The 14,480-nt window shown below is 37.0% G+C and carries 14 protein-coding genes and 1 pseudogene; 9 read left to right on the forward strand and 6 right to left on the reverse strand.

The annotated features are described in order from the left end of the window. The first annotated feature begins 204 nt into the window (after positions 1-204). From FC98_RS14465 to tnpC, 9 genes and pseudogenes are all read left to right on the forward strand, one after another. Positions 205-357 (forward strand): hypothetical protein, encoded by a 153-nt coding sequence (locus tag FC98_RS14465; RefSeq protein WP_235803639.1) that lies wholly within the window; start codon positions 205-207, stop codon positions 355-357. A 24-nt stretch (positions 358-381) separates the two neighbouring features. Continuing rightward, entirely contained in the window at positions 382-1,860 is a 1,479-nt protein-coding gene (locus tag FC98_RS12760; RefSeq protein ID WP_056949674.1) for a hypothetical protein, read from the forward strand. A 15-nt stretch (positions 1,861-1,875) separates the two neighbouring features. Next, on the forward strand, positions 1,876-2,355 hold the full coding sequence (locus FC98_RS12765) for an SHOCT domain-containing protein (protein WP_003561265.1): 480 nt from the start codon (positions 1,876-1,878) through the stop codon (positions 2,353-2,355). Positions 2,356-2,369: 14 nt separating this feature from the next. Next, the gene (locus tag FC98_RS12770; RefSeq protein WP_054656179.1) at positions 2,370-2,603 is read left to right on the forward strand and encodes a hypothetical protein; all 234 of its coding nucleotides are present in this window, start codon (positions 2,370-2,372) and stop codon (positions 2,601-2,603) included. Positions 2,604-2,986: 383 nt separating this feature from the next. Next, positions 2,987-4,201 carry an IS21 family transposase gene (istA, locus tag FC98_RS12775; protein ID WP_056949675.1) on the forward strand — a complete coding sequence of 405 codons (1,215 nt, stop codon included), beginning with the start codon at positions 2,987-2,989 and terminating at the stop codon, positions 4,199-4,201. Between the two features lie 4 nt (positions 4,202-4,205). Continuing rightward, a partial coding sequence (locus tag FC98_RS15230; protein ID WP_235803640.1) for an ATP-binding protein occupies positions 4,206-4,549 on the forward strand: 344 nt, incomplete at its 3' end. Position 4,550: 1 nt separating this feature from the next. After that, positions 4,551-4,988, forward strand: a pseudogene (locus FC98_RS15235) (ATP-binding protein); the annotation flags it as partial. A gap of 233 nt (positions 4,989-5,221) precedes the next feature. Next, complete coding sequence (tnpB, locus tag FC98_RS12785) at positions 5,222-5,578, forward strand: IS66 family insertion sequence element accessory protein TnpB (protein WP_054656022.1); 357 nt, start codon at positions 5,222-5,224, stop codon at positions 5,576-5,578. Positions 5,579-5,669: 91 nt separating this feature from the next. Further along, the gene (gene tnpC / locus FC98_RS12790; protein ID WP_056949676.1) at positions 5,670-7,205 is read left to right on the forward strand and encodes an IS66 family transposase; all 1,536 of its coding nucleotides are present in this window, start codon (positions 5,670-5,672) and stop codon (positions 7,203-7,205) included. A 224-nt stretch (positions 7,206-7,429) separates the two neighbouring features. Here tnpC and FC98_RS12795 read toward each other — a convergent pair whose 3' ends face one another. The 6 genes from FC98_RS12795 to FC98_RS12820 all read right to left on the reverse strand — a co-directional run bounded on the left by FC98_RS12795 (position 7,430) and on the right by FC98_RS12820 (position 14,261). Next, positions 7,430-8,194, reverse strand: coding sequence for a DeoR/GlpR family DNA-binding transcription regulator (locus FC98_RS12795; protein WP_056949677.1), 765 nt, complete (start codon positions 8,192-8,194; stop codon positions 7,430-7,432). Positions 8,195-8,576: 382 nt separating this feature from the next. Then, positions 8,577-10,049: a PTS transporter subunit IIC gene (locus FC98_RS12800; RefSeq protein ID WP_056949678.1), complete on the reverse strand. Its 1,473-nt coding sequence runs from the start codon at positions 10,047-10,049 to the stop codon at positions 8,577-8,579. A gap of 48 nt (positions 10,050-10,097) precedes the next feature. After that, positions 10,098-10,742 (reverse strand): HAD family hydrolase, encoded by a 645-nt coding sequence (locus tag FC98_RS12805; protein WP_056949679.1) that lies wholly within the window; start codon positions 10,740-10,742, stop codon positions 10,098-10,100. A 125-nt stretch (positions 10,743-10,867) separates the two neighbouring features. Beyond that, positions 10,868-11,503, reverse strand: a complete 636-nt coding sequence (locus tag FC98_RS12810) for a 3-keto-L-gulonate-6-phosphate decarboxylase UlaD (RefSeq protein ID WP_056949681.1) — start codon at positions 11,501-11,503, stop codon at positions 10,868-10,870. A 36-nt stretch (positions 11,504-11,539) separates the two neighbouring features. After that, positions 11,540-12,613: an L-ascorbate 6-phosphate lactonase gene (ulaG, locus tag FC98_RS12815; protein ID WP_056949682.1), complete on the reverse strand. Its 1,074-nt coding sequence runs from the start codon at positions 12,611-12,613 to the stop codon at positions 11,540-11,542. Between the two features lie 88 nt (positions 12,614-12,701). Next, positions 12,702-14,261, reverse strand: coding sequence for an FGGY-family carbohydrate kinase (locus FC98_RS12820; protein ID WP_056949684.1), 1,560 nt, complete (start codon positions 14,259-14,261; stop codon positions 12,702-12,704). Between the last annotated feature and the right edge of the window lie 219 nt (positions 14,262-14,480).

Below are 14,480 nucleotides of genomic sequence, written 5' to 3' on the forward strand. Positions count from 1 at the left end.
AAAACCAAAAAGTGAACCTAACCAACGAGTGAGATTAGCAAAGCAAAGGAGATCATGAAATGGATAACGAATTAACAGTCATTGGGAGTGAATTACCGGTTTTGCAGACTAAAGGAGCCTACAAGTATTTAAAAGAAATTACTGGAAATGGAGCTTACTATCAAGTGGCTTAGCAAAAATTAGCCGATGGCTACGTTGCCCTTTATGGCACGACCCCGATTCAAATGTGAGTATCAAGCAAACGAATTTGCAAGTGGGTTGGTGGGTTTGCTGTATATTGAAGAAAACGGCTATGGGCCGGAAAGCTACGCTGATCTGATGCACCAATATGGCTCACCGGTGGATGAATTAGACTAAGTTGTCATGGGGGGAAGTGATTGAATGGGGTGTGCTGGGCTTCTTGTAATATTATTTTTTATCGCGATTATTTCTACTTTTGGGTGGCAAATACTACTTGTCGCTGGGATTGGGTTTTTAATATATTATTTTGTTTCCAATAAAGGCACAAAACCAAAGCAACATGTTTCGAAAGTGTCTCCAAAAAAAGAGCCGTCTAGGAACTATGTTCAAGCCACTTTGGTTACTAAGCAAAAAGCGGCTTCTGATGTTCCAAAACCTGTAAAAAAGCCTGAGATCACATCGGATGCGCAAGTTGATCCTAAAGCATCGCCAGACTCAAATTCGAACATTTCAGAAGTAGATACAGAAGCAGACGACGATATTTATTCAGATCCAAAACAGTTAATAATGGATGATCCTTACACAAGGTCCGGAAAAGTTAAAATGGATGATTTTGACCTACAAATTTATCATGAAGAACGGTCGAAACTAAAGCTTGATAATGATCAACCCAATCCGGTTTTTGAAAAGCTGTACGTAAACATTCCAGAGTCGACTAAAAAAATATTGTGGATAGCGAATGGCCCTCATAAAAATTTCGAGTACTTCCCACCTTCTGCTGCAAAGCAAGTTCATGGCTATATTGAAGCACACGATGAACTGTCCGCGTTATTTGAAACTGATGAGTTAGAACCAGGCACGCCGGAGTCATTCCGAGGTCAATTGGATTTGTTCAATACGTATAGTAGTTTTACACCAAAACAACGTTATCATTATCTAGAGTGGCTTAGCAACCCGCATGCTGGCGAAGAGTTCCAATATCCCTGGTTACTTTATCAAGGAATGGAACGCCACATGGTTTTGAAAAATTTGGATGTGGCTTTTCATTGGGTTGAATTCATCGTTTACACTCTGGATTATGTCGAACTTGGCGGATACCTTTTTAGTGACACTCTGTATGCCTATGCAAAATTCAAAAAAATCAAGTATATGCGTGCTCTCATTGATCCCAAAGACTTAGATTCACGAGATTTACTCCTTTATAAGTTACTGATTGAGGCCCCATTTGATGCGGATGACGTCAGCTATTGGATGTGGAAAGTCGGGCTTCCAGAAAATGATTTAGATTTTACTACCTTAAAAGAATACACGGCTTTACGAAGTTATTACTTGCCGCTAGCGATTCAATCTTTATATGGAACGTTAAACTTCAAATTTCCATCCACCCTCAAGCCCAAAATATATATTAATTCTGGGATTGGTGAAAATGAGGTGAAGTCAGGATTTAATCAATATTTCTTCGGAAACATTTCAACAGATCTGGAACGACAACGAATTATGTGGGTTCAACCGATGAATGAAAGTGATGAGTTTAAGAATGCGATTAAGGAGCTGGTTCATACAACCGCTGAATTTATTAGAATAGAATTTAAGCGGAGAAAAGAAAAAGGGTTAAAAATACGTAATGCAAAAGTCAAAAACATGTACAATCCATTTGCTGACCAAACAGATAAAAATTAAACGGGGGATTTAATCATGACTATCAAAGTAGAAATTCACATTCCAGAACACGTAATCATTACCGCAGATGATGCTAAAGTCGTTATTACACGAAAAGGAATTCGAAGTTTTGCCAACCGTGGGCAAAATGGAGATCAAACAATTCCATTAACAAATATTATTGGAGTTGACTTCAAAAAAGCCGGTGTTACTGCTGGCCAAATCAACTTCATCACTGCTGCTGGCAATCAAACAACCGGTGGACTCGGTGCCCTGCCAGGATTCGCACATGGTGCTTACAACAAAGCCAATAATGTTGTTTTCCGTGGGGGATCTAATAACAAAGATATGGAAAAGTTAAAAACATTTGTAGAAAACAATATGGGGCCAAAAGAATCTCAAGCACAGGCTACTGATACCGCTGATGAAATTGCTAAGTTCAAAAAGCTTCTTGATGACGGAACAATCACTCAGGAAGAATTCGACGCGAAGAAAAAACAATTATTGGGCTTATAGAGGGGAAAATCATAATGAAAATTAGAAATTCAATTATGTTAGGTGTTACCGCATTATCTTTGGGTGGAATTATGAGCATCACATTTCCAACCACCATAGATGCTTCATCCTGGCATACTTCTGCAATCCCCTATCGATTGCGCGGACATTGGTATGCAACAGCTAATCCAAACTATGGAGTAAAAATCTATCGGCATTATATCCATTTTTCTGGTGAGAAATCCGTTCATGTTACAAAATGGAAGTAATCTCGGAAATCACTTCTATAAATTCCGATATAGCAACGCTTACGGTGATTCAAATTCACTGCATTATTTCAGTCCTCATAAGATCTCAATGTATTCATTCTGGCACTCATACTTTAGATAACGAGGGTAACGAGCATGAAATTAAGAAAGTCAATTATATTAGGAATTGTTGCATTAACCTTGTAAGCACTAAATAACTGGACGTCTACTTCGTAGACGTCTTTTTGAGTACCATAGAATTATTAATTAAGTATGAGGTGATTCTTTATGGAAAAGATGTCAGCAACGGTTGTAAAATGTTGGAAAATACCGATTAGAAAATGTCGGTTTTCCAACATTTTTTTACGGTAAAATAAACGCATCTCAAATTTGGAGGAACTGAAATGCGTTTAGATGTTGAGCAGTGTGTCCAGCAATATATTATGAACAAAATAAAGCCCAACTTCGCTGAAATTGGTCGGCGATACGGTGTTGATCCACGAACGGTAAAAAGATACTACAATTTAGGGCTTACGCCCCCAGATGAGCAGCCACAACCCTTACGGCGGCCGAGTAAACTTGACGATTATCGAAAAACGATTGAAGAAAAGGTTCTAGAAGGCTGTTCGGCAACGGCAATTTATTACTTTATCAAAGAACGTGGCTATCAAGGAAAGCAAAGTATTCTCAGAGACTATTGTCGAACCATCAGAAAAGCCGCAACGAAAAAAGCCACTATCCGGATTGAAACCTCGCCAGGACTTTCAGCCCAGGTTGATTGGAAAGAAGACTTAACATTGGTTTCTCGGCATGGAGAGATTGTCAAAGGCAACATCTTCTTATATGTTTTAGGGTACTCGCGAATGAAATACATGCAATTTACCTTCAGTCGCAGCCAAACTACCTTTTTTGATTGCTTAACGAATGCCTTTTGGGCAACCGGGGGTGTGCCGAAAGAAATCTGGTTTGACAACCAAAAGGTTGTCGTCGATCATCATAAAAGTAATTTTGGTAAGCCGGTATTTAATGAAACCTTCGTTGAATACGCTAAGGACGCTTGTTTCAAGCCAATTGCTTGTCGACCGTTTCGGCCACAAACCAAAGGAAAGGTTGAGGCGTTGGCCAGAACTACTCAGCGAATTAAAGTTTACAACCATGAGTTTGAAGAGCCGCTAGACTTAGCCGAGATCGTTCATTTGACGTGTGATCAGCTGAATCATGAGAAGTCTCAGGCGACTCAAATTCCGCCTTATTTATTGCTTGATAAAGAAAAAGAGTATCTCCATGATTTTGATCATGACTTACTCGATGCCTATGCCAGCCAAACCATCGCAAGGAAAGTTAGCAAGGAATCAATGATTGTCTTTCAAAATCGGAAATACTCCGTCCCCATCAGATATATTGACGAAACCGTACAAATTAAACACGATGACAATACTCTATACGTTTATTATAACGGAGAATTAATTCGTTCTCACCCTATTTCACTGAAAAGATTTAATTATCTTCGCGATGACATGGAAGAGATTGTCCGATCAGACCTTTATAAGAATCGTGATGACCGAGTCATTGATGATTACGTCGACCGAAACCTGAAGATGTTTGATGAAATGGAGTGAGAAAATGGCTAATTACCAAGCGTTATACACCAACCTTAGACAATTAAAGTTAGATCGTTTCGCCGAACATTTAGGCTACCTATTGGATCATCAAGATGAAGCACCCAAGTCCTTGAGTGATGCCTTATTCGAATTGACAACGGCTGAGCTTAAATACCGGGAACAAAAAAAGATTAATTTGAGAATTAAACTAGCCCGCTTTCCATATGAAAAAACGTTAGCTGACTTTGACTTTAGCTATCAACCAGGAATTAACCAAGGGACAATTGAGGACTTGGGATCACTAAGATTCACCCAAGAGAATCAAAACATTTTGTTTATCGGCACCTCCGGTGTCGGTAAGACTCANAAACAAGGAATTTCAACGCAGTTTATTCGATGTAGCGACCTCATCAACAAGCTTCAAACAGCACAAGTTCAAGGACGAAGCGAAGAAGTGTTGCGCCGGTATGCCCGTTTTCAAATTCTAATCATTGACGAGATTGGTTATCTCCCAATTGAGTCAGTGGGTGCTAAGCTGTTCTTTCAGCTAATTGAAAGACGATATGAACGGAAATCAACCATTATCACCACTAATATTCCGCTTTCTAAGTGGGGAAACACCTTTTCAGATAAGATGTTAGCTAACGCCATTTTAGACCGCTTGGTTCACCACGCTAAAGTCATCCGAATCACCGGTCGATCATATCGAATGAAGGATCATTTGATTGAAAAGAAGGATAATTCTGGACCTGATTTATCAGGTTTCAGCTCACAAAATAAAGAAAGGAGCAGTGAGACACTGTAAACCTTATCGGTAAAAAACAGCATTTTTTAATCGGCAAAAAACGACATTTTCACATCGGCGTTGACAAAAGACCATTGTGCCAGTACCCACTGAAAAGTTACAAATTACAAGGATTGATGATCCCAATAAAATTCAACCGGCTTGTCAATTAACCGTCAATAATAAAAAATTAAGGATCTTTAATAATGCCCAGCCAGAAATATTGAAGATCATTCTAAAGGAGCTGATGGCGGGTGCCTAAATTACTCAACTTTACCGAATTAGATAAAGTCTATTTGGTTTGCGGCAAAACAGATTTACGCAAAGGAATTGATGGGTTAGCAACAATTATCCAAGATCAATTCGACTCAAATCCATTTTCACCCGCATTGTTCCTATTTTGTGGAACACGGAAAGACAGATTTAAAGCTATCTATTGGGAAGGTGACGGCTTTGTATTACTTTACAAACGTTATGAATCAGGACATTTACAATGGCCAAGAACCGCAGTGGAAGTCCGGCAATTAACAAATCAGCAACTCAAATGGTTACTAACCGGGCTGACGATTGAACCATCGGTTCATCGTGTTAGACCAGGCAATATTTATTGAAAGTCTCGCTCTGTCAACCTTTCTAAAAGGTATAGGCAAGATTCAAACTTCATGATATGATCATTGAAAACCAACCGAGGTGGTGAGACCAATGGATATTATTGAGGAGCTTAAAAAGATTAATGCCAGTCAACAAGCTCAAATTGAAGAGCTTATTCGGCAGAATCAAATTTTAACTGAGCAGGTAAAATATCTTCGCAACAAATTATATGGTCATTCGAGTGAAAAATCGATTGACGATGGTCAAACCTCTCTATTTGATGACGCCAGTAATGGTGTTTTCGAAGACCCAGAGTCAACTGGAGAACAAATCGAAATTGTCACAGTTCGTAAAAAGAAAAGGCAAAGTCAAAAAGCGAAAATCACGAAAAACCTCCCGATAAAGGAAGAACTGATTGAATTAGCCGAACATAATTGCCACAATTGTGGCAATGCCTATCAGATATTTAAACGGTTGATTGGAGACAAATTTCATCTCCAACCAGCTCAAGCATACATAGTTCGTCGGTATCAGGAAGTTGGCAAATACCAACATTGTTCAGAGGACGTCAATTACGATGGCGACCAATTTGTTTCGGCAACGGTCCCACAATCATTCATGGCCCATAGTTTGGCTTCAGAAGATTTAGTCGCAACAATTATTGCCAATAAATATGAATTAGCCTTGCCACTTTATCGTCAACGACAACGTTTAAAGGGATTGGGACTATCGGTATCCGAAGCCACCTTAAGCAATTGGGTGATTTTTGGATCGGAGAGGGTTGCTTTAGTCGATCAGTTGCTTTTCAGGAAGCTTAAGCAGCAACCATATTTGCATGGCGATGAAACGCCAATTCAAGTTTTACTAGAACCAGGAAAGTCGGCAACCTCAAAGTCATTTCTATGGGAAATGCGATCTGCCGCTAACGCGGCTACTTCGATTATCCATTTTCATTATGACCCATCTCGAAGTGAAAAAGTGGCCCGGGCGATTTACGAAGGCTTCAACGGAACTCTTGTCTGCGATGGCTATGCGGGTTACAATCACATTCCGCCAGGGATTCGGCGGGCTGGCTGTTGGGCGCATGGACGACGAAAATTTGTGGATGGCACTAATGGAATTGAGAGCCAAAGGAGTCTTGGCCGCAAATTTGTCAAAAAGTTCGATCAACTATTTGCGATCGAACGAAAAGCTCAGGGCTTTTCACCACAACAGTTGTTAGAGATTCGACAACGAGAGTCCAAGCCAATTGTCGATAGCATATGGCAGCTAATGAGTGAAACTACCCCTATCAACAAGTCTAAGTTGGGACGCGCTTATACCTACATGGTGAATCAGCGTGAACAACTAGAGGTCTTTTTAAATGATCCTGGGGTGGCCATTAGTAATAACATTGCCGAACGGAGTATCAAAACTTCGGTCATTGGTCGTAAGAATTGGCTTTTTAGTACCGGCCAGCGCGGAGCCAAGGCTAACGCCCTCTTCCTAGGCCTATTCGAAACGGCCATTGCCAATCATTTAGATTTCAAAAAATACTTAGTCTATCTGTTCACCTACTTGCCTCGGTTAGGAGATTCCCCAACTGACGAGGAGTTAGAGGCTTATTTACCATGGGCTAAAGCAGTACAGCAAAGCTGTGCAGCTTAACTGTAAAAACTTAAAAAGGCATTCGGTTGTGTTATCTGAAGAATAACATGCTCGAATGCCTTTTTGAATACGTCCAATTATTTAGTGTTTACCTTTGCTCAATATTTTCCAATCTTTTTTTACTTTAAGCTCAAAAACGCTCAGCAAAGCATTGGAATGGCAATGCTTTGCTGAGCGTTTTGAAACAAATATTTTTTAATTGAAATAAAGGATATAGTTAATTTTTAGATAGGAACCTGAATAACTTCAATTCCCATATTCCTAATTCGTTTAATATAATTATCGTTCGAATAAATATCAGTAACCAAAACATCAATATCTTTCAAATTCCCAACATTAAAATTAGTGACCTTATTGATTTTAGTATAGTTTGCTAATACAATAAGGCGCTGACAGTTCTTAACAATCACCTTATTAATTTGTGCCTCATGAATGTTTGTTGTAGTTAATCCATGTTTAATATCTAATCCTGCACATCCAATAAAGCTAATAGAGGCATGGACATTCCTAAAAGACTCTAAAGCAATGTCACCAGTAAGGATTCGGGATTCCTTTCGAATTTCTCCCCCACTCAACACTAAATTGGATTCATTATTTATTTTTTTATCAATCGCACGTAAATTATTAGTTAATATGTTAATTCTTTTATCTTTGATATGATCCAGTATTTTGATCGCTGTTCTGCTAGAATTAATAAAAATCATTTGATTATCATTAATATAGTTTGCTGCTGCTTGTGCAATCTTATCGTTGATTTTGTCAATTTGTGTTCGCTCTGCTTGGTCAACATTTTTATCATGATATTCTACTTTTCCAAAGGAAACTTTTATTTTACCCATTTTTTGAAGAACTCGGCAATCCCGACGAATTGACATTTCAGAAACTCCAATTGTTTTTGATAACTCATGAACAGTTGTTGAGACCTTGTATTTAATGATTTTTAACAAATACACACGACGTTTTTCTATATTTTGAATTGAATTTTTCATGATAAAAGTGCATCCTTCTTTACCGAAATATTAATTTAAATTACTAGAGTTAAATTTACATTTAGCTACTCTAATCTGTCAAAAGCTAAAATCACCACTTTAATTATATTATTTTCAAACAGCACAGTGTTGTACTCTGATTTTTTTATCTTAGTGTTACAAAATACATTGGTTTTGATGCCCAGTATCAGTATAAGAGCAGAAATAAATGAAAAAGACTTGTTTACGTGATTTAAATTTAACAAATCGTATAATGAACACGAGAGACGCAGGCAATAACGATTTGTTCGCTTTTGCCTGCATCTACAATTTTTTAGTCATCATTAAGAAGTATTGAAGAAATATATAATAAAAACAATTTAATTTTTATTAATCAACTGTTTTAAATTGTTCTATTTGAAGTTTGCTCTTTTTTCACAACATTAACATAATCTGGTTTGTTTTTGTCGGACATTTTCTTAAGATATGCCCAAATTTGTGGACGACGCGTTCGAAGCAAAATTTGGAAGAAACCGTAAATGACAATTGTTAATCCGATCCATAGTGGATTTCCAGAAACCCACGCAGCAAATATTAAGGCATTTAAAGGACGAGCCATTACATTAAAACTAACAATTAGTGCAGCACCGGTTGTTGCCGCAACACCGTACTGCGAAACTGATGCTGAATACATCGGCGCCATATAGCTACTTGCGTAAAGACCGATTCCGAGCCAAATAGTAGCTGTGCATAAAATTTTCAAAATATTTCCACGATAGACTGCAACCATTGACTCAATCATAAATGGAATAGATACAAGGTCAACAACTGGAATTGTCTTATTTCCTGGAAGAATAAACGCCAGAATAACAATAATAGGAATAAGAATTACTCCTGAAATAATTGTTGCTGATTCTCCATAGCCAACACCATCATCAACTGCTAAGAACCAGCGCTTCTTGCTCTTTATAGCGTCGCTTTCTGTGGTCTTGCCAGTATTCTTCCTGATATAATGTTCGGTAATTTCATCAGTTAAGGGTTTGAAAGCACTACCAAACAAATGAGCAACAAGTGGAAAAATCGTCATAACTCCAGCAAGTTGTACGCCAAATGTTAGAATTTGTCCCCATGCATCTAAACTACTAAGACGTGAAATATTACCAAGTAACCCAATGATAATTCCAAGAATAGCGCCAATAAATGTTGGCTCTCCAAATACACCAAGTCGTTTCTTCAGAACTTCAGGAGTAAGGTGGATTTTGTTGAAACCAAATAAATTCCAAAGAGGATCTAAAATTATTGCTGGTACAGCATTTTCCATATTATGCAATGCTGAAGTTGTACCATTACTAATTTTATAGTAATCAGACCACCGATCGGCTTGGATTTCAGCAACCATTAGAATGTACAGCATCATAAAAATGCTTAACCCTAATGACAACCAAAAGTTATGGGTAACTGTATATGCAACAGTTCCCCAAATCATAAATCCCCAATTTTGCCAAAGATTAGTGGGAAAAAACACCTTTGTGTATCCGATTAAGAATAAAATGATTTCGAGAATTAACCCAACAATAAAAAAGGAAATTCCAACTGTGGAATGAAATGACGCTAATGCGCTAGTTTGCCATCCAGTATCAACCACTGGAAGATTGATACCTGTTGTTTTAATCATCTGATTAATAATTTTTGTAACAACAGGTGTAAATGAACTAATAATCCAGCCAAAACCAGTTAATCCAACACCAACTAGTAGTGAACTCATCATAGCTGTTTTTGCCTTTACTCGTAAGCATAAGGCAACAATAAAAATAATTATAGGTACAACAACCGTATCACCCAACGAGGTAAATATGTTCATAAAAGATTGCAGCATGACTTTAACCTCCCAAATTAATAATAATCAAAATCTACTATCATTAAGCTATTCAAGCGTTACAAGTTCCATTGGTTGATCAATAAGATACGTTGGACGCTCATTAGCTAACCCGTTAACATCAAACGCGCCCCATAGAGCACCACATGTTTTAATCCCAACTGCCTTGCCCATTTGAATATCGTACTTCGCGTCACCAATCATCAAACTCTCATCTTTAACAAGATCATATTTGCTAAGGAGTAATAATATTCCATCCGGAGCCGGTTTATAGTTTTTAACTTTATCAAATCCAACAATATCTTGAAAAAAACTGATAATCTTCAGGTTATTTAGATTTCTCTCTACAGCATCCGTTTTTTTGCTTGATACAATAAATATATTTTTATTTGCCTTTTTCAAACTGGTTAACATTGATACAATATTTGGGTAAAGTTTTGTTGATTTCATTTCAACTTTTTGATAAATTGTTCGAAATGTGTCAGTTAATTTTTGAATTTGTGTTTCTGATAAACTCTCCCTTGCCATTTTTTTAAACGAAATTTCTGCAGGAATACCCATATATCCTAAAATTACATTGGTTTCCGGAACAGCAAACCCCATAACTTTAAATGCTTCCTTTGTCGCAGAGATAGAAACACCACCACTATCCGCTAATGTTTTATCGAAATCAAAAAAGTAATTTTTAATCATCGATCATTACCTCAGTTAATTGAATTTTTTATAGCGCTTTCATAGCCTTTAAAAATAAAGAACTGTTAATAAACAGCTCTTTACCCAGTAATCAACTAATAAATGCTTACAACTTCATTCAAAAGTCAACCCCAAATTCTATCTATTTCTTTTTTAAATTCAAGCGCGGCTGTATGAGGATCTTCAGCACCATGAATAGCTCTTCCAGCAATAAATGTATACACATTTACACCTTCAAATAACTTAAGAACCCCAGGATTGACACCACCAGTAACCGAAACTTTAAATCCCATACTGATTAATTTTTTTACTTCGTCTAAATCTTTTTTACCCCAAGTTTGACCAGCCAACTTAGCATCGCGACTTTGATGATAAACCACTTGCTGGATGCCAGCATCAAGCCACTCTTGTGCTAGTTCCTCTGTCCAATTTTTATAAAGTTCAACTTGAACTTCAATTTTACTTTGTGCTGATTTCATTGTAGGGACAGTTGCAGCATTAATGCAGGTCATCCAATTTGCACCCGCAGCTTTACACTCAGCACCAACATCAGCACCTGCATCAGCTGTTTTTGTATCTGCTAAAATAATTTTGTCAGGTGCAAGTGCCCGTAAGTTTCTAACTGCGCTTAGACCTTCTTCGTAAATCAGCAAAGTCCCTGCTTCAACAACGTCAACAACGTCAACAACCTGCCGTGCAACTCCAATGGCCGTTGGCAAATCTTTTGTATCTAACGCAACTTGTAACATTGGTTTTGCCATAGTTTTCTCCTCCAAAATTCTAATTTAAATAATCAATTAAAGTAATTCAGGGAACGGCAAATCAGGCTTATGGTTAAATGCATCATGGAATCCACGGTCATACATATACTCAAATTTATCCTTGTCTTCAGGGAAATCAAAATGTCCACCTACTTGAAGAATATAGGGTTTGAATTTATATTGCAGTCGATTCTTTTTAAGCTCCCAAAGGCGAATTATATCCTTAGGATCAGCATAGAAATTATCCCAAATATCCCAATGCATTGGAATAACAACCTTAGTATTAAGATCTTCGGCCATTCTTAGAACCTGTGAGTCGTCTAATTTATCTGTAATACCTCTCGGATTATCACCATAGGCACATAATGCAACGTCAATCTTATGTTCATTACCATGTTTAGTAAATGTGTTAGACATGTGTGAATCAGCTGCGTCATAAAGATTTCCGCCGGAAGTTTCAATTAGATAGTTAACAGCAATCTTGGACATATCTTGCGGCATTGTTCCAGCTAATTTAACATTAGGATCGTCTTCCGTAACTAACTCCGTACGATCAAAAGATTCAAGGGCTGTAATCTTTGTTGACCCAACTTCAACTTTATCGTTAGGTTTCACAACAATTGTTTTCTCCTTCGGAATGCCCCATTCAATCCATTCATCAACGACACCTTGAGGACCGATAAACTTAGCCTTAGGGCAATTTTCATTAACGGCAGCTGCTGTGTAGATGTCTAAATGATCATGGTGAGTGTGGGTAACCAATAATGCATCAACATCTTTTACTGCAAATGGATCAATAACGTATGGTCTGTTACGAAGATTTGGCTGTTGTTCTCGAACCCCAGCCATTCTCATCATTTGATGACCCATTCTCATCTTTCCATCACCATGGGTATGCTTACCAGTACCGTTCCACATATCAACAACAATGTTGGTTCCCTCATGGGTCTTAAGCCAAAAGCCCATGCAACCTAGCCACCAAATTGAGAAACTACCTTCTGGAATTTTTTTATCTGCAATATTTTCATTTAAATATGTGCCCCACTCAGGAAAAACATTTTTTGCCCAAACCTCTGGAGTAACGTCTTTAATATTTTTTGGTGATGCCATTGTGAAAAGCCTCCCTATATTTTTTAACACAGACTAATTATGAATATTTTATGATTATTTTCAATCATGTTATAAGGTAATTTAAAAATTAAACGGTAATTTTATGGTAATCTTTTACTCCATCACCTTTTTCACTATTATAGTAATTTTGCTTATTATCTACTTTATAATATCCAGCTTGAGTATCCTTTAGAACATAATAAAGCTCCTGTTTACGACTATTCAGTTCCTTAAATAGTTCGACATTATGAATATTAGGAACATAGCAGTCTGATTTACCATGAACTACTTGACTGTATGCTTCTTCACAACTCGAATAAACTCCTTGATTTACTAAAACAGATATCAATGCTCCAATTGCAGTAGACTCTGTCACAGGAGATTTATGAATTTTCAGATTGTAAGCATCTGCCTGCATCTGATCCATAATCTTACTATTGGTTAATCCACCACCAATTACGACTGAAGAAATTGGACCATAAGCTCGTAAGATATCAATCCCGTCATTAATTTCAACAAATAAACTAGTCATTAAACCATAAAGCATATCCTGTTTAGTTGTTGAAAGCCCGATATTAGTAAATGCACCTCTAATTCGAGTATCATTTATATTTACTGACTTACCCTTTGGATATGGGAGTGATGTAACGTTGATGTTTTGGTCATAACAACTTTTTAGGTCATTGTTTACTTTGTCGAAGTTACTATTAAGATCTCCATAAAAATTTTCAATAAACCAATTTAATATTGAAGAACATGCAAGTAAATCAATCTCTAGAATATATTTATTGGGAACGGAAGAACAATTATAAATTAAATTATTTGTCAGTACTTCGGGTAATTTATCAATGTTTTTAATAATATATCCTCCAGTACCAGTATTAATTGATACTGAGTCATTATTCAAAAGCCCTTCACCCATTGCTGCACACTGTTGATCGCCACCAGCTGAAATCAAAGGGGTTCCCTCTGGAAGACCGCTTAAATTTGCATATTCTTTTGTGATTTTTCCACAAACTTCTCCGGGCTTAATAATTGATGGTAACTTATCACGGGAAATATCAAGAATCTTTAATAAATCATCATCCCATTCCAGTGTCTTAATATTCATTATATTTGTTCGGCTACCATACGTGGTATCAGTTGAAGCTCTTCCTGTCATGTGGTAAATCAAATACGATGGAATATTAAACATTTTGTCAGACTTATTATAAATATCAGGCTTATTATGTTTTAACCAACTAATCTTTGCACCAAGATACACTGCATTTAATCTACTACCCGATTTTTTGATAAAAAAATCATTGTAAGCAGAATATACCTTCACTAGTTTATTAACACGTGTGTCTTGCCACATAATCGCTTTATCTGTTGGCTCTCCACTCTTTGTTGGGATAAGTGAGGAACGTTGTGCCGTCATTGAGATTGCTATAATTTTATATCCGTTTTTATTAGCAAAGTCTGCACATTTTTTATTAATATTTAAACAATGATTGTAAAAAACATGTGCGTCTTGGAGAACACCTCCATCTTTGTGATACTCAGGTTGATATGAGAGTTGATCCTTGAATAAGCGCTTACCTTTTTTATCAAAAAGGATTCCACGCATACTAGAAGTACCAATATCGATAATCAAAAATGTGTTCATGAATATAGCCTTCTTTTAAGAGAATTTTTGAATTAAATGATAATTGATTAGCATCGTGGGAAATTTTTCATTTATATTCTTAAATACCAATCAATTGAATCTATTGCTTAGAATATTACTTGCGAAAGCGCTTTTACATAGTGTTATATGTTATTTTTCAATTTTATATGTTAATGTGCACTTTTTATGGTAGCGTCAAGAATCTTGTGTAAATGAAAT

This window comes from Lentilactobacillus kisonensis DSM 19906 = JCM 15041, from assembly GCF_001434135.1.
GTDB lineage: Bacteria > Bacillota > Bacilli > Lactobacillales > Lactobacillaceae > Lentilactobacillus > Lentilactobacillus kisonensis.

Coding starts and splice junctions, on each gene's coding strand:
- FC98_RS14465 (WP_235803639.1), top strand. CDS start 205: ATGGCACGACCCCGATTCAAATGTGAGTATCAAGCAAACGAATTTGCA.
- FC98_RS12760 (WP_056949674.1), top strand. CDS start 382: ATGGGGTGTGCTGGGCTTCTTGTAATATTATTTTTTATCGCGATTATT.
- FC98_RS12765 (WP_003561265.1), top strand. CDS start 1,876: ATGACTATCAAAGTAGAAATTCACATTCCAGAACACGTAATCATTACC.
- FC98_RS12770 (WP_054656179.1), top strand. CDS start 2,370: ATGAAAATTAGAAATTCAATTATGTTAGGTGTTACCGCATTATCTTTG.
- istA (WP_056949675.1), top strand. CDS start 2,987: ATGCGTTTAGATGTTGAGCAGTGTGTCCAGCAATATATTATGAACAAA.
- tnpC (WP_056949676.1), top strand. CDS start 5,670: ATGGATATTATTGAGGAGCTTAAAAAGATTAATGCCAGTCAACAAGCT.
- FC98_RS12795 (WP_056949677.1), bottom strand. CDS start 8,194: ATGAAAAATTCAATTCAAAATATAGAAAAACGTCGTGTGTATTTGTTA.
- FC98_RS12800 (WP_056949678.1), bottom strand. CDS start 10,049: ATGCTGCAATCTTTTATGAACATATTTACCTCGTTGGGTGATACGGTT.
- FC98_RS12805 (WP_056949679.1), bottom strand. CDS start 10,742: ATGATTAAAAATTACTTTTTTGATTTCGATAAAACATTAGCGGATAGT.
- FC98_RS12810 (WP_056949681.1), bottom strand. CDS start 11,503: ATGGCAAAACCAATGTTACAAGTTGCGTTAGATACAAAAGATTTGCCA.
- ulaG (WP_056949682.1), bottom strand. CDS start 12,613: ATGGCATCACCAAAAAATATTAAAGACGTTACTCCAGAGGTTTGGGCA.
- FC98_RS12820 (WP_056949684.1), bottom strand. CDS start 14,261: ATGAACACATTTTTGATTATCGATATTGGTACTTCTAGTATGCGTGGA.